Annotated in this window: 12 protein-coding genes; 9 read left to right on the forward strand and 3 right to left on the reverse strand. The window is 66.8% G+C overall.

The features are described 5' to 3' along the window. Positions 1–112 precede the first annotated feature (112 nt). From J6U32_RS25420 to J6U32_RS25435, 4 genes are all read left to right on the forward strand, one after another. Complete coding sequence (locus tag J6U32_RS25420) at positions 113–1,330, forward strand: acyl-CoA dehydrogenase family protein (protein ID WP_208792687.1); 1,218 nt, start codon at positions 113–115, stop codon at positions 1,328–1,330. A gap of 35 nt (positions 1,331–1,365) precedes the next feature. Next, entirely contained in the window at positions 1,366–2,514 is a 1,149-nt protein-coding gene (locus tag J6U32_RS25425) for an acyl-CoA dehydrogenase family protein (RefSeq protein WP_208792688.1), read from the forward strand. A gap of 16 nt (positions 2,515–2,530) precedes the next feature. After that, positions 2,531–4,066, forward strand: a complete 1,536-nt coding sequence (locus J6U32_RS25430; protein WP_208792689.1) for an AMP-binding protein — start codon at positions 2,531–2,533, stop codon at positions 4,064–4,066. Between the two features lie 667 nt (positions 4,067–4,733). Continuing rightward, the gene (locus J6U32_RS25435; RefSeq protein WP_208792690.1) at positions 4,734–6,023 is read left to right on the forward strand and encodes an HNH endonuclease; all 1,290 of its coding nucleotides are present in this window, start codon (positions 4,734–4,736) and stop codon (positions 6,021–6,023) included. A gap of 334 nt (positions 6,024–6,357) precedes the next feature. Here the strand turns inward: J6U32_RS25435 and J6U32_RS25440 are convergent, their stop codons facing one another. Continuing rightward, a complete protein-coding gene (locus J6U32_RS25440) occupies positions 6,358–7,497 on the reverse strand; it encodes an NAD(P)H-dependent flavin oxidoreductase (protein ID WP_208792691.1) in 1,140 nt (379 codons plus the stop codon). Beyond that, positions 7,494–9,158: an acyl-CoA synthetase gene (locus J6U32_RS25445; RefSeq protein ID WP_208792692.1), complete on the reverse strand. Its 1,665-nt coding sequence runs from the start codon at positions 9,156–9,158 to the stop codon at positions 7,494–7,496. The genes J6U32_RS25440 and J6U32_RS25445 overlap by 4 nt, the downstream gene beginning before the upstream one ends. Positions 9,159–9,239: 81 nt before the next feature. On the opposite strand from J6U32_RS25445, the gene J6U32_RS25450 reads away from it, so the two are divergent. Together J6U32_RS25450 and J6U32_RS25455 are read left to right on the forward strand one after the other, a co-directional pair. Then, a complete protein-coding gene (locus J6U32_RS25450) occupies positions 9,240–10,061 on the forward strand; it encodes a crotonase/enoyl-CoA hydratase family protein (protein ID WP_208792693.1) in 822 nt (273 codons plus the stop codon). A 12-nt stretch (positions 10,062–10,073) separates the two neighbouring features. Next, on the forward strand, positions 10,074–11,528 hold the full coding sequence (locus J6U32_RS25455) for a cytochrome P450 (RefSeq protein ID WP_208792694.1): 1,455 nt from the start codon (positions 10,074–10,076) through the stop codon (positions 11,526–11,528). A 7-nt stretch (positions 11,529–11,535) separates the two neighbouring features. Here the strand turns inward: J6U32_RS25455 and J6U32_RS25460 are convergent, their stop codons facing one another. Then, positions 11,536–12,573, reverse strand: a complete 1,038-nt coding sequence (locus tag J6U32_RS25460) for an LLM class F420-dependent oxidoreductase (RefSeq protein WP_208792695.1) — start codon at positions 12,571–12,573, stop codon at positions 11,536–11,538. 133 nt (positions 12,574–12,706) lie between these two features. Between J6U32_RS25460 and J6U32_RS25465 the strand changes: the two genes are divergently transcribed. From J6U32_RS25465 to J6U32_RS25475, 3 genes are read left to right on the forward strand one after another with little or no spacing between them, the layout of a single operon-like run. After that, entirely contained in the window at positions 12,707–13,696 is a 990-nt protein-coding gene (locus J6U32_RS25465) for a Zn-ribbon domain-containing OB-fold protein (protein ID WP_208796333.1), read from the forward strand. 40 nt (positions 13,697–13,736) lie between these two features. Beyond that, positions 13,737–14,783, forward strand: coding sequence for a thiolase domain-containing protein (locus J6U32_RS25470; protein ID WP_208792696.1), 1,047 nt, complete (start codon positions 13,737–13,739; stop codon positions 14,781–14,783). Beyond that, entirely contained in the window at positions 14,783–15,961 is a 1,179-nt protein-coding gene (locus J6U32_RS25475) for a thiolase domain-containing protein (protein WP_079930806.1), read from the forward strand. Before J6U32_RS25470 ends, J6U32_RS25475 begins: the two co-directional genes overlap by 1 nt. The last annotated feature ends 5 nt before the right edge of the window (positions 15,962–15,966 follow it).

Consider the following 15,966-nt stretch of genomic DNA (forward strand, 5'->3'; position numbering starts at 1 on the left):
GACTCGCTCCTCCTCAGCGTGCCCGCTGGTTGACGGGCTGTGCCAAACAGGTTAGAACGTGTTTCAGATATTGGCGAGTCCCCCACCGATCGATCCACGACGGAGTCCACCCATGCGCATTGCCTACACCGACGAGCAATCGGCGCTGCGGCGCGAGTTGCGGGCCTACTTCACCGAACTGATGACCGAGGACCGGCGGGCTGCACTCACCGGCGGTGACGGTGAACTCGGCGAGGGCGACGCCTACCGCGACGTGGTACGCCAGATGGGAGCCGACGGCTGGCTGGCACTGGGGTGGCCGACCGAGTTCGGCGGCCAGAACCGCTCGATGATGGATCAACTGATCTTCACCGACGAGGCAGCGATCGCCGGGGCGCCGGTGCCCTTCTTGACGATCAACTCGGTGGCACCGACGATCATGCACTACGGCACCGACGAGCAGAAGGCATTCTTCCTGCCGCGCATCGCCGCGGGCGAATTGCATTTCTCCATCGGCTATTCTGAGCCCGGCGCCGGCACCGACCTCGCCGGGCTGCGGACCACCGCAGTGCGCGACGGTGACGACTACGTCATCAACGGGCAGAAGATGTGGACGTCGTTGATCGCCTACGCCGACTACATCTGGCTCGCGTGTCGCACCGACCCGGCGACGCTCACCGACGAGGGGCGAGCCCGTGGACTCAAACGCCACCACGGCATCTCGGTGCTGATCGTGCCCGCCGACGCCGATGGGTTCTCCTACACCCCTGTGCACACCATGGCCGGTGTCGACACCAGCGCCACCTACTACTCCGACGTCCGGGTGCCGGTGAGTTCGCGGGTCGGCGAGGAGGGCCGGGGCTGGTCGCTGGTCACCAATCAGCTCAACAACGAACGGGTGGCACTGTGCAGCGCTGCCCCGATACAGACCGCGCTGCGGGAAACGCTGGCCTGGGCGCAGCAGACGAAAACCGGTGACGGACAGCGCCTCGTCGACACCGAGTGGGTTCGTCAGAACCTGGCGCGGGTGCACGCCAAGGTCGAGTTACTCAAGCTGCTCAACTGGAAGATCGCCTCGGCGGCCAGCTCCGGTGGCGCACCGAGCCCCGCCGACGCCTCGGCCACCAAGGTCTTCGGTACCGAATTCGCCACCGAGGCCTACCGATTGCTGATGGAGGTCGTCGGTCCGGCCGCAACCATTCGGGCGGGCAGTCCGCGAGCACACCTGCTGGGGCGCCTCGAACGGTTCCAGCGCACCTCGCTGATCCTCACCTTCGGTGGCGGTACCAACGAGGTCCAGCGCGACATCATCGCGATGACCGCCCTCGGCCTGCCCCATCAGCGACGCTGATCGCCGCCCACCCACACCGACGCGAGAGCAGCACAATGGATTTCACACTCCCCGAAGTGACCGAAGACCTGCGCGGGCTCGCCCGTGACATCACCGAGAAGGTGAGCACCGACGACCGCGTGGCGCGGCTCGAGGCCGACGACGCCGCGCTCGACGATGTGCTGTGGCGCGAACTCGGTGCGGCCGGACTCCACGGCCTCGAGGTGGGGACGGAGGTCGCGGGCGACGCCGGTGCCGGCCAGTCGATTCTCGAATCGATCACCGTCGCCGAGCAATTGGGCCGCGGGCTCGCCCGGGTGCCGTACGGACTGCACGCCATCGCTGCACTTCCCGCGATCGCCACGCACGGTTCGGCAGCGCTTCGGGGGCGTCTCGTCGGCGATGCCGCGACCGGCACGGCCGTGCTCACCGTCGCCCTCGAAGAGGACCTCGGAACCGGCTCCGATCAACCGCAGACCCTGCTGAGTCGCACCGAACACGGCTGGGCCTTGACCGGATCCAAGGTCAATGTCGCCTTTGCCGGCGCCGCCACGGCGATCGTGGTCAACGCGATGTCGCCGGACGGGGTTCGCGCGGTGGTCGTCGACGCCGACGCCGCGGGGATCGGACTCACCCCCACTCCGGCCACCGCGAAGACGCCGACCTTCGTCGTGGATTTCGACGGCGTGGCCGTCGACGACGACGACGTGTTGGATGGTGGCGCGGACACCGTCGCCGACATCGTTGACCGCGCAACCCTGGCGGTGTGTGCCGATCAATCCGGAACTCTCTCCCGTGCACTGGAACTCACCGCCGCCTATGCCGTCGAGCGGGAGCAGTTCGGTAAGCCGATCGGAACGTTCCAGGCGGTCGCCCAGCGACTCGCCGACGGCTACATCGACACCCAGGGACTGTCGCTGACCACGCTCGCCGCGGCGTGGCAGTTCACCCGGATCGCCGACGCCGACGAGGACAACGACGACGGTGGACTGCACGTCGCGGTGCAGACCGCCAAGTTCTGGGCATGCGACGCCGGACATCGGGTGGCGCACACCGCGGTCCACGTTCATGGTGGCGTCGGCCTGGACACCACTCACCCGGTGCACCGGTATTTCCTGCGCGCCAAGCAGAACGAGTACACCCTCGGTTCCGCACCGATCACACTCGCCGCCATCGGGGACGCGTTGGCAGGGGCACCGGCGTGATGACCGAACCAGGCCGATGACCGAGCCGTCGGCCGCGGTCGCCCTCGGGTCGTCGACCGCGACGATCACCTCACTGTTGCTCGCGCTGACCGATGTCGACGACCGTGGCATCGAGCACGAGGGCGGCTTCGTCTCGTATGCGGAGCATCTGCTGCGATCATCGGGCTGCGCGCGGCGCCTGCGCGATCAGCTGGGCGACACCACGACTCCCCATGTCGGGGTACTGCTGGACAACATCGTCGACTTCAGCATCCTGGTGGCCGCCGCCGCGCTCGACGGCCTGGTGATCGTCGGCCTCAACACCACCCGGCGCGGTGCCGCGCTGGCCGCCGACATCGCCCGCGCCGACTGTCGGTTCGTGCTCGTCGACGACCACACCGCACCGTTGTTGGCCGACGTTGCGCTCGATGTCCCGGTGCATCGGGTGAGCCGCTACACCGAGCCCGAATCGGCCGCGGCGCTCATGATTCCCCGAGAGGCGTCCCCGGACGAGCTGCTGATGCTGATCTTCACCTCGGGCACCACCGGCGACCCGAAGGCCGTGCGGTGCACCCAACGCACCTTCGCCGCGGCCGGGGTGATGCTCGCCGAGCGGTTCGGGATCGGCCCCGACGACGTCGTCGGACTGTCGATGCCGATGTTCCACTCCAATGCGATGATCGCCGGATGGTCGGTGGCGCTGGCCGGCGGTGCGTCGATGGTGTTGCGCCGCAAGTTCTCCGCGAGTGGATTCGTCGCCGACGTGCGACGTCACGGAGTCACCTACGCCAACTATGTCGGTAAGCCGCTCAACTACATCCTCGCCACCCCGGAGTCGCCCGATGACGCGTCGTCGAGTCTGCGCATCATGTACGGCAACGAGGCGTCGGCGACCGATCGGGAACGCTTCGCCGCGCGTTTCGGCTGCCACGTGATCGACGGCTTCGGTTCCACCGAGGGCGGTGTTGCGATCACCCGCACCCCCGACACTCCCCCGGATGCGCTGGGCCCCATGCGCCCTCCGGTCGCGGTGGTCAGCCCGGATTCTGGTGCGCCGACGCGCATCGGAGAGATCGGGGAGATCGTGAACACCTCCGGGCCAGGCCTGTTCAGCGGCTACTACAACGACCCGGACGCGACCGCCGAGCGGATGCGCGGCGGCGTCTACCACACCGGCGACCTGGCCTGGGTCGACGACGCCGGCTACCTCCATTTCGCCGGGCGCCTCGGCGACTGGATGCGCGTCGACGGCGAGAACCTGGGAACCGGACCGATCGAGCGAATTCTGCTGCGCCATCGAAGCATCCGCCAGGCCGCCGTCTTCGGTGTCCCCGTCGAGATCGGCGATGAGATCGAGGCCGTGCTGGTCACCGACGGCGATCTCGGCCCCGTTGAGTTCACCGATTTCCTCTCCGCACAAAGCGATCTCGGGCCGAAGCAGTGGCCGCACCGGATTCGCGTCGTCGATGCCCTACCGGAGACTGCCACCTTCAAAACCCTGAAGCGCCGGCTGCGGGAATCCACCGAGCCGCCGACCTGGGTCCGCATCAACGGCCGCTACCAGCGGCCCTGAGGCCCGAGAGGGTCAAGGTGAACGCCCCCCAGCCGCCGGACCTTCCCCCCGATGGTCGAGGTGCGAGCCGCGTGCGGCGAGCCTCGAGACCCGGCGAGACACCCAGCCTCCCAACCACATCCATCCGCCCGGAGCCCTGAACGCGCACCGAATTCGTAGACTCCGCCTTTGCACGAGCCGCGCCTGAGCGCCGACACCGCGTACCGCGTTTCTCCGATGAACGAGCAAACCCTCCTGATCGATGGTCGAGGTGCGAGCCGCGTGCGGCGAGCCTCGAGACCCAGCGAGACACCCAGCCTCCCAACCACATCCATCCGCCCGGAGCCCTGAACGCGCACCGAATTCGTAGACTCCGCCTTGCACCAGCCGCGCCTGAGCGCCGACACCGCGTACCGCGTTTCTCCGATGAACGAGCAAACCCTCCTGATCGATGGTCGAGGTGCGAGCCGCGTGCGGCGAGCCTCGAGGCCCGGCGAGACAACAAGCCCCCCAACCACATCGACAGCAAGACAAACGAAAGCCAACGCCCCCTACCACACCCCACCGACAAAGAATTGACGCCGAAACATGTTGTCCACAAGCAGAATTGATCGAGAATGCCCCTTGCATCGAACATATTTTCCCGTAGACTGGACCCATCACACCGATCAGCCACCGGGGAGGGACCATGATCGACACCACCACAACTCTTGACATCAAAGATGTTGACGCCGAATCAGTCTTCGCCGCCATCGTCACCCAACTCAGCGACCTGCAATGGAATCCCGACATGACCGGACCCCAAGCCTTCGGCGCCATGAAACAAGTCCTCCTGCTCCGCAATCTGGTCGATCACCACGCCACCACCCTCACCGGCGAAATGGACCGGTTAGGGGTGGCCGACCAAAAAACCACCCGACTTCGAGAACTGTTGATCAGCATGGGCTTCGCACCTGCCGTCGCAGGTCGGTATGTGCGGATGGCCGGCACCACCGATATCGATCTGTTGTTGGCGCATGCCGCGGACGGGTCCATCTCCTCCGAACACACCGACGCCATCGTCCGCGGACTGGCCCACATCGACACCCGCTCCCCCGAACCCCTCGACACCGTCCAACGGTGCGAATACCTGCAGAAACTGCTGTCCCACTATTTCGCCGGCTTCACCCCCGCCGAGATCAACATCTACGCACGGCAGTTGGGTAACGAGTTGGCGGCCGAAACACCCGGCGGGTTACCGGCCGCCGAGGACAAGAACATCAACTCCTACACCGAGCGCATCACCGACGACGGACGGCTGGAAATCTCGGCGAACCTCGACATCATCGCCGGCGAAAAGACCCGCACTCTGATGGAAACCTTGTCCAAACCGAAGCCCCAACCCGATGGGTCCCCCGATCCCCGGACACCCGAGCAGATCTGTGCCGCCGCGTTCGAAACGATCGTCGAACTCGCGGCACAAGGATTGGCCGACACCACCTTCTCGACCACACCGACCAACGGACTGTTGTGGACCTGGTCAGCCGACAACCCGGCGTTCGGCGGGGACTTGCAGAACATGGGAGCCATCACCGAATCCACCGCCAAACTGTTGTCGTGCGACACCACCATCACCAAGATCATGCTCGACCCCCACGGTGTACCGCTCAGTGTTGGCGAAGCAAAACGCTTCTTCACCCCCGGCCAACGGAAAGCGTTGTTGGTGAGGGATCGCGGATGCATCAAATGCGGTGCACACGCCGGACGCTGCCAAGGACACCACCTCGTCCACTGGAGCAAAGGCGGTCCCACCGACCTGGACAACGGATGCCTCCTGTGCACCAGCTGTCATGACGATGTCCACCACCACGGCTGGGACATCATCATGGGCTTCGACCGACACCCCTGGCTGATCCCACCCGCCAGCATCGACCCGCAACGACGACCAGTGCCGTCGTATCACCGACGCACTATGCGACTCGACGACGCCGCAGCCTGACCTACCCTGCCCCACTATCTGATTTCCCGCACCCGGCATCGCCGGGACCGCATCTGTTGTTTGAGAACTCCATAGAGAAATCACCACCCGATGGTCGAGGTGTCGTGCCCGTGGCCTGGAAACCCTTCGCCACAAGGGGTCTCGAGGCTCGTCGCTGGCGCTCCTCAGCACCTCGACCATCGGGATGGGACGGCCGTCGGTTGGGAAGCGCCAGCGGGTGTGAAAGGGCGGAGCATCCTTCAAGAGCATCGTCCTCCCCCCGCTGGTCGAGGTGCGAGCCGCGTGCGGCGAGCCTCGAGACCACCTGCACCAGAGCTGGATTCGTACCGAAGCGCTACCCCTCCAGCGTCTTCTGCATCCGGGCGGCGGACTCCTCGTATTCGGCGACCATGTCGGCGATCAGCTCGGCGACCGGGGTGATCGCGTTGAGACGTCCGACGATCTGACCGGCGGGCATCGCCACGACCCCGGGGTCGCTGGACGCGGAGATCCGGGCGTGCGCCTCGGAGACCAGGAGGTTCTGCAACGGCATCGGCAGCGGCTCCGGTGCGCCCTGGGCGTCCCACGCGTCGGTCCACTTGGTCTTGAGCAGTCGAGCGGGCTTGCCGGAATAGATGCGCCGGCGCACGGTGTCCCGCGAGCTCGCGTCGAGCAGCGCCTGCTGGACGGTCGACGGCCCCTCCTGCCCCTCGGGCATCCCGAGTTTGTACTCGGCGGCGGTGAGCCAGTAGGTGCCCATCCAGACACCCTGCGCGCCAAGGGCGATCGCGGCCGCGATCTGCCGGCCGCTGCCGACACCGCCGGCCGCCAACACCGGCGCCCGGTCGCCGACGGCGTCGACGAGTTCGGGCCACAGGATCATCGACGTCACCTCGCCGGTGTGACCACCACCCTCGTATCCCTGGGCGATGACGATGTCGACCCCGGCATCGACATGGTGCAGCGCATGATCTTTCGCACCCGCCAGCGCAGCCACCGACACACCGTGATCATGGGAGGCGGCGATGACGTCGGCGGGGGGTGACCCGAGGGCGTTGGCGATGAGCTTGATCTGGCCGTACTTGTCGGCGTGGGTCATCGCGACGTCGACGTGCGAACGCGCCACCGAATGCAGCCATCCGAGCACTCCGGCGTTGACTCGGTCGCCGTCGGGCAGCGGCGGCACACCGAGGTCGTCGAGCGTGCGTTCCACGAATGCGCGATGCTCGGGCGGGATCATCGAGTCGAGGTCGGTATGGCTGCCTTCGGTCGGGATCTTGGCGGGCATGACGATGTCGACGCCGAAGGGCTTGCCGTCGGTGTTCTCGTGCATCCACTCGAGGACCTCGTCGAGTTCCTCCGGATCGTTGAACCGCACGCACCCCAGGACGCCGAGGCCGCCGGCCCGACTGATCGCCGCGGCCACATGCTGGCTCGGTGTGAATCCGAAGATCGGGTAGTCGATCCCGAATCGTGTTGCCAGTTCCGTCTTCATCGAGTGGCCCCTTTGATCTCTGTGTCTGCTGTCTCATCGGCCGCGCGGCGCTCGGTGACCGACGCCGCCCACCGGTAGTCGGGCTTGCCCGCGGGTGATCGTTTGATCTCGTCGACGAACCACACGCTGCGCGGCGTCTTGTAGCCCGCCAGTTCTTTACGCACCACGTCGGCGAGTTCCCCGAGCGTCGGCCGCGCCGAGTCACGCGCGGCGATCACCGCGGCGACGCGCTGCCCGAACCGGTCGTCGGCGACCCCGACGACAACGGTGTCGAAGACGTCGGGATGTGCTTTGAGCGCCGCCTCGACCTCTTCGGGATAGACCTTCTCGCCGCCGGTGTTGATCGACACCGATCCGCGGCCCAGCATGGTGATGGTGCCGTCGGCCTCGACCCGGGCGAAATCCCCCGGAATCGAGTAGCGAATCCCGTTGAATTCCTTGAACGTCTTCGCCGACTTCTCCGGATCGTTGTGATAGCGCAGCGGGATGTGACCGGTACGCGCGAGCACCCCGACCTCACCGGTGCCGGGCTCCACCTGGGTGCCGTCCTCGCGCAGCACGTGGGTTTGCTTGTCGGCGTTGACTCGTGGCGCCCCGACGTGTGACTCACCCTTGACGACGGCGGCCATCCCGCCGAATCCGGTCTCCGATGACCCGATCGCGTCGATGATGACGGCGTTGGGGAAGCGTTCGAGGAACTGCTCCTTGATGCTCGGCGAGAACAGGCATGCAGACGACGCCACGGAAACGAGTGTGGACGTGTCGTAGTCGCACTGACCGAGCGCCTCGATCATCGGGCGCCCCATCGCATCTCCGGTGATGAACATGACGTTGACCCCGTGCCGGCCGACCGCCTCCCAGACGGCGTGCGCGTCGAAATCGGGATACACCACCGCTTTTCCGCCGCCGAAGAGCGCCTGGAACACCGCCCACTGCGAGCCTCCGTGGATGAACGGCGGGATCGGGAATCGGACGAGCTGCCCACCCGCGGCACCGGTGCGCGCATGCTCCCACTCGTCGGTGACCGGCTCGCCCGTGTACCAGTCGATACCACCGCCGAGAACCCGCCATACGTCGGCCTGCCGCCACACGACACCCTTGGGTCGGCCGGTCGTGCCGCCGGTGTAGAGCATGTACAGGTCGTCGTCGGAGCGCTCCTCGAAGTCACGCTCGATCGATTCGCCTGCGATCGCGTCGTCGTAGAAGACCGGGGCGGCGAGCGTCCCGATCTCGACGTCACTGCCGTCGGGGATGACGACGCGGTGGGCGACGACCGGCCGCACACCACCGGTCTCGTCGCGATTCGACAACACGTTACACACGCGCGTCGAGTACTGGCGTTCGTGGATGAGCACGGTCATTCCGGAGTCGGAGAAGATGTGGTCGAGTTCGGCTTCGACGTAGCGGTAGTTGACGTTGACCATCACCGCCCGCGCCTTGAAGATCGCGACCATCACCTCGATGGATTCGATCGTGTTTCGGCTGTACAGGCCGACTCTGTCACCGGGTTGCACACCCAGTGAACGGAGGTGGTGAGCGAGGGCATTGCTGCGGGCCTCGAGTTCGGCGTAGGTGCGCGAGCGATCGCCCGATTCGACGGCGGTGCGGTCCGGCATGAGGTCGACCGCATGCTCGATGAGGTCCCCGATGGTGAAAGCCATGACACAAAACTAGAACGTGTTATCGTTTCCAGCAAGAGCACGTTCTCTTCACATGCCACTTCCACCGATCTGGGGGTCGAGATGACCACGACGTCGCATGCCGCGCCCGCCACCGACGACGCACCACACTGTCTGGTCGAGCAACGCGGGCACGTCCTGATCGTCACCATGAACCGTCCCGCGGCCCGCAACGCGCTGTCCTCGGAGATGATGGCGATCATGACCGAGGCGTGGGACCGGGTCGACTCCGATCCGGAGATCCGGGCCGCGATCCTCACCGGCGCAGGAGGCGCATTCTGCGCCGGTATGGACCTCAAGGCCATGTCGCGCAACGCTCCCGGCGACACGGTCAAACAGGGCACCTGGAATCCGGCGTCGTTGCCTGCGCTGCTCAAGGGCCGGCGTCTGAGCAAACCGCTCATCGCCGCCGTGGAGGGTCCGGCGATCGCCGGCGGTACCGAGATCCTGCAGGGCACCGACATCCGGGTGGCCGGCCGAAGTGCCAGATTCGGTGTGTCCGAAGCGCGTTGGGGGCTGTTCCCACTCGGCGGCAGTGCCGTGCGCCTGGTACGCCAGATCCCCTACACCGTCGCCTGCGACATCCTCCTGACGGGCCGGCACATCACCGCCGACGAAGCCAAGGAGTACGGTTTGATCGGCCACGTCGTCGACGACGGTGCCGCCCTCGACAAAGCCCTCGAACTCGCCGACGCGATCTGCGCCAACGGACCCCTCGCCGTGCAGGCGATCCTGCGGACCATCCGCGAGACCGAGGGCATGCACGAACTCGACGCCTTCGCCATTGAGGCCCCGATCGGCATCTCGGTGTTCCAGAGCAAGGACGCCAAGGTCGGCCCGAAAGCGTTCGCCGCCAAGGAGAAGCCGGTCTTCACCGGTGAGTGACGTCGCGAGACGTTGACACCACCGCCCGCGACGAGCATCGTCGAGGATGTGTTGCGACGCCCGCTGAAGAACGACTGGTCCGGCCAACGATTCCCGCATGCCGGCACCCGGCGCCCGGTGATCGGTGACCTCGGGGTCTCCGATCCCCGTAGTCCGGTGCTGAGCATCCTGGAGTGGGGCCCGGGCCTCGGGCCGATCTTCGAGATGCAGATCTTCCGGCAGAAGTTCGTGTTCGTCGCGTCGGCGGAGCTCACCGCCGAACTCTGCGACGAGACCCGTTTCTGCAAGGCGCTGCCGCCGGCGATCACCGCGCTGCGCCAGTACGCCGGCGACGGTTTGTTCACCGCGCGCAACGACGAGCCCAATTGGCAACTGGCGCACGAGTTGTTGATCCCGGCATTCACCAAGTCGGCGATCCGCTCCTACCACCCGACGATGATCTCCACCGCGAGTGAACTCTTCGACTATTGGGACCGTCGCGGCGGCGACACCGATGTCACCCGGGACATGACCAAGCTGACCCTGGAGACCTTGACACGCACCGCTTTCAGTCAGGATTTCGGTTCGTTCTCCTCGGCGCAGCCGCATCCGTTCATCGGTGCGATGATCCGCGCCCTCGAGACCGGCCGACGCAAGGGCGGCCTGGGCACCGCTCCGGGTGGCCGATTCCTGATGCGTTATCTCGACCGCCGTAACGCCGAGCACCAGGAGTACGTCGACTCGCTTCTCGACGAGGTGATCGCCGCCCGCGCAGGCGATCCGAACCGTGACGATCTGCTCGGCATCATGCTCAACGTCGCCCACCCCGAGACGGGCGAGAAGCTCTCGATGCTCAACATCCGCTACCAGATCCTCACCTTCCTGGTCGCCGGGCACGAAACCACCTCCGGGGCATTGTCATTCACCCTGTACTACCTCTCCCAGAACCCGGAGTGCCTCGCGCGTGCCCAGGCCGAGGCCGACGAGATCCTCGGCGCGGACCCCACGGCGATGCCGGAGTTCGAGCAGGTGCCGAAGTTCCGCTACATCCGACGCTGTCTCGACGAGGCGCTGCGAATCTGGCCGACAGTGCCCGCCTTCGCCCGCAGCCCGCGGGAGGACACCGTGATCGGCGGGAAATACCGGATGCGGCCGCAGGATTGGGCGATCGTACTGCTGGGCCTGGTACACCGCGATCCGCAGGTGTGGACCGACCCCGACGTCTACGATCCGGACCGGTTTCTCTCGGCGAACATCAAGAAGCGGCCCGCCCACACCTACCAGCCGTTCGGCACCGGGGTGCGCTCCTGCATCGGTCGCCAGTTCGCGCTGCACGAGGCGGTGCTGGTGCTCGCGAGCCTGCTGCACCGATACGACCTGCGGGCCGACCCCGACTACGAGCTGACCGTCGACGAGCGTCTGACCATGGTGCCCAAGGATTTTCACTTGTCACTGAGTGAGCGCAGGGTGTCGGCGACGGCGCGTTGAGCACGGTTCAGACCAGCCCGGCCAGGGTCTCGATGGTCGCGACGTCACGCGCGGTGACCATCAGCATGTCGACCCCGGCGGCCTCCCACAAGGAGATCTGCGCACGTACCTCGTCGGCGGTGCCGGCGATCAGGGTTTCGCGGACCATCTCGTCGGGCACCGCCGCGATCGCCTCCTCCTTACGGCCAGCACGAAACAGTCGTCCGATCTCTTCGACGGCGTCGCCGTAGCCCATCCGTGTATACAGCTCGGCGTGAAAGTTCTTCTGCTCGGCTCCCATTCCGCCGACGTACAGTGCCGTCGACGGACGATACCGGTCGACGGCGGCGTCGATGTCATCGGTGATGACGACCTGTACCGTCGCCGCGACCTCGAACTCCTCACGCGTGCGCCGAGCACCGGGTCGCGCAAAGCCGTCGGCCAGCCACTGCTCGTACTGATCGGCCAGGGCGAGACTGTAGAAGATGGCGAGCCAGCCGTCGGCGATCTCGGCGGTCTGCGCGACGTTGCGAGGGCCCTCGGCACCGAGCCAGATGGGGATATCGGCGCGCAGCGGATGGGTGATCGGCTTGAGTGGCTTGCCCAGGCCGGTCGACCCGGGTGCGTGTGCCGGGTACGGCAGCGGGTAGTGCGGCCCGTCGCTGCGCACCGGCGCCTCGCGCGCCAGCACCGCGCGGACGATCTCGACGTATTCGCGGGTCCGGGCAAGGGGTTTGGCGAACGGCTCGCCGTACCAGCCCTCCACGACCTGTGGTCCCGACACCCCGAGTCCGATGATGTGGCGGCCGCCGGAGAGGTGGTCGAGGGTCAGCGCGGCCATCGCCAGGGAGGTCGGCGGTCGGGCGGACAGCTGTGAGACCGCGGTACCCAGTCGGATGCGGGACGTCGCCGATCCCCACCATGCCAGCGGGGTGTAGGTGTCCGAACCCCACGATTCGGCGGTGAACACGGCGTCGAAGCCGTTGGCCTCGGCGGCCGTGACGAGCTCGGCTGCGCCGGCGATGGGACCGGCTCCCCAATATCCCAGTTGCAAAGCCAGTTTCACGGTCGATGCCGTCCTCTCGGGGTTGTCGATCCTCGGCGTGCCGGCGTGCGTCTTGTGCCCAATACTAGAACGTGTTCTACTCGACTGTGTGAGCAGCATCGCAACCAGTGACCGTCCCGGAGTCCCAGACCCGGTGGCGGTCGTTCCCGAACCCGAGACCCCCGTCCTCACCGCACCGCTGACCAACACCTTCGGGTACACCCGGTCGCCGGGTCCGGTGCTGTCGCAGTTCGCGCTCGGTCTGCGCGACGGCCGGATCGTCGGCTCACGCGCCGCGGACGGAACCGTCTCGGTGCCCCCGGTCGAGTTCGATCCCGGATCCGGTGCCCCGACCACCGATCTCGTCGACGTCGCGACCATCGGCACCGTCGTCTCGTGGACGTGGGTCGACCAACCCGCCGAACCCCAACCGCTCGACGTGCCGTTCGCCTGGGCGCTGATCCGTCTCGACGGCGCCGACACCGCTCTGCTGCACGCCCTGCGGGTGGAGTCACCCGACGACGTGGCGACGGGGCTGCGCGTGCACGCCGTGTGGCGCGCCGCGCGGACCGGCCGGATCGACGACATCAGCCATTTCGCCCCGGGGGAGATCGCAACACCGGCGGAACCGAATACCGCCGAGGTCGACGCCGGCGAGCGGGTCGTCATCACGACCCCGATCACCACCACGATCACCCACTCGGCCACCGAGGAGGAATCCTGGTACCTGGAGGGACTCAAGGCCGGCAAGCTCTATGGCTCCCGGATCGGTTCGGGCGTCGACGCCGGTCGGGTGTACTTCCCGCCGCGTAAGGTCAGCCCGTCGGACGGGGCACGCGCGGTGGAGCGGGTCGAGTTGGCCGACACCGGTACCGTCACCACCTTCTGCATCGTCAACGTCCCCTTTCAGGGACAACGCATCAAGCCGCCGTACGTGGCCGCCTACGTGCTGCTCGACGGCACCGACATCCCGTTCCTGCACCTGATCCTCGACTGCCCGGCCGACGAGGTCCGCATGGGGATGCGCGTGCAGGCAGTGTGGGTCCCCGAGGACGAGCGTGAACTCTCGTTGGGCAGCATCAGCCACTTCCGGCCGACCGGCGAGCCCGACGCCGACTACGCCTCCTACCGCGAATTCCTCTGAGCCCCAGCACTTTCTCGCCCATCACAAAGGACATGTCGTCATGACCCTCCCCCGGATCGCGATCGTCGGGTTCGCCCACAGCCCGAATGTCGTCGGGACCCACGGCACCACCAATGGCGTGGAGATGCTGATCCCGTGTTTCTCCAAGCTCTACGCCGAACTCGGCATCAACCGGACCGACATCGGATTCTGGTGCAGTGGATCGTCGGATTACCTTGCCGGACGCGCTTTCTCGTTCATCTCGGCCATCGACTCGATCGGTGCGATGCCGCCCATCAACGAGTCGCACGTCGAGATGGACGCGGCGTGGGCCCTCTACGAGGCCTGGGTGAAGATCGCCACCGGCGAGGTCGATCTGGCCCTGGCCTACGGCTTCGGCAAATCGACGGCCGGCGACATGGATCTGACCCTGGCGCTGCAGACCGACCCGTACACGGTGGCACCGCTGTGGCCACAGGCCCGGTCGCTCGCCGCATTGCAGGCCCGCGCGGGACTCGATGCCGGAGCGTGGACCGAGGCCGACATGGCAGCGGTGGCCGCCCGTACCACCGGCGCCTCGGTGGACGACCTCCTGGGTGCCGACTACGTCGCGAATCCCTTGCGCGCCCAAGACATCGCGCCCTACACCGATGCCGCAGCAGCGGTCATCATCGCCTCCGAGCGTCGGGCACGTGAGCTGGTGGCCAATCCCGCGTTCATCACCGGGTGGGATCATCGCATCGACACCCCGAATTTCGGCGCGCGGGACCTGACGGTGTCGCCGTCGACGACCCTGGCCGGCGATACCGCGTTCGGCGAGCGGAGCCGCGCCGTCGACGTCGCCGAGATCGCGGCCCCCTACACCCATCAAGAGCTGATCGTGCGCAACGCGTTACGCCTGCCGGAGTCGGTGCGCATCAATCCGTCGGGCGGTGTCCTCGTCGGGAACTCTCTGTTCTCGGCCGGATTGCAGCGGATCGGCTACGCCGCCAACGAGATCCTCGGAGGCAACGCGCAGACCGCGCTCGCGCACGCGACGAGCGGTCCACTGCTGCAACAGAACATGGTGGTCACCTTGGGCGCCGACACCGCGGGAGACGAGAACTGATGGCACACAACAACCGGGCGGCGGTTCTGGGCACCGGCCAGACCCACTATGTCGCCAAACGGCACGACGTGACGATGGCTGGGATGTGCCGGGAGGCGATCGACGCGGCACTGGCCGACGCGAAGGTCTCGATCGACGAGATCGACGCCGTCGTCATCGGCAAGGCCCCGGATCTCTTCGAGGGCACCATGATGCCGGAGCTGGCGATGGCGGAAGCGCTCGGCGCCGTCGGCAAACGACTGATCCGGGTGCACACCGCGGGTTCGGTCGGCGGTTCCACCGCCAATGTCGCGGCGTCGCTGGTGTTCGCCGGGGTGCACCGTCGGGTGCTGGCCGTTGCGTGGGAGAAGCAGTCGGAGTCGAATGCCATGTGGGCGTTGTCGATTCCGGTGCCGTTCACCAAGCCGGTGGGCGCAGGCGCGGGCGGATTCTTCGCCCCTCACGTGCGCGCCTACATCCGGCAGTCCGGTGCGCCCGAGCACATCGGTGCGATGGTCGCGGCCAAGGACCGTCGCAACGGCGCCCTCAATCCGCTGGCACACCTGCATCAGCCCGACATCACCACCGAGTCGGTCATGGCGTCGCAGATGCTCTGGGACCCGATCCGTTACGACGAGACGTGCCCGTCGTCGGACGGGGCATGCGCCGTGGTGATCGGCGACGAGCAGATCGCTGATGACGCTGTGGCACAGGGAACTCCGGTCGCATGGATTCACGCGACCGCGATGCGCACCGAGCCGTTGGCCTTCGCGCACCGCAACGTCGTCAGCCCACAGGCCGGTCGGGATGCCGCCGCGGCACTGTGGAAGGCCGGCGGCATCGACAACCCCGTCGAGGAGATCGACGCCGCCGAGATCTATGTGCCCTTCTCATGGTTCGAGCCGATGTGGTTGGAGAACCTGGGTTTCGCGCCGGAGAACCAGGGCTGGAAGCTGACCGAGGCCGGCGAGACCGAGATCGGTGGGCGCATCCCGCTCAACGCCTCCGGCGGCGTGCTGTCGTCGAATCCGATCGGCGCGTCGGGCATGATCCGCTTCGCCGAGGCCGCGATCCAGGTGATGGGCAAAGCCGGAGCACACCAGGTTCCCGACGCCCGCAAAGCCCTCGGCCACGCGTATGGCGGTGGCTCGCAATACTTCTCGATGTGGCTGGTGGGGGCCGACAAACCCCAGCACTGACTCGG

Source organism: Gordonia polyisoprenivorans (assembly GCF_017654315.1).
GTDB lineage: Bacteria > Actinomycetota > Actinomycetes > Mycobacteriales > Mycobacteriaceae > Gordonia > Gordonia polyisoprenivorans_A.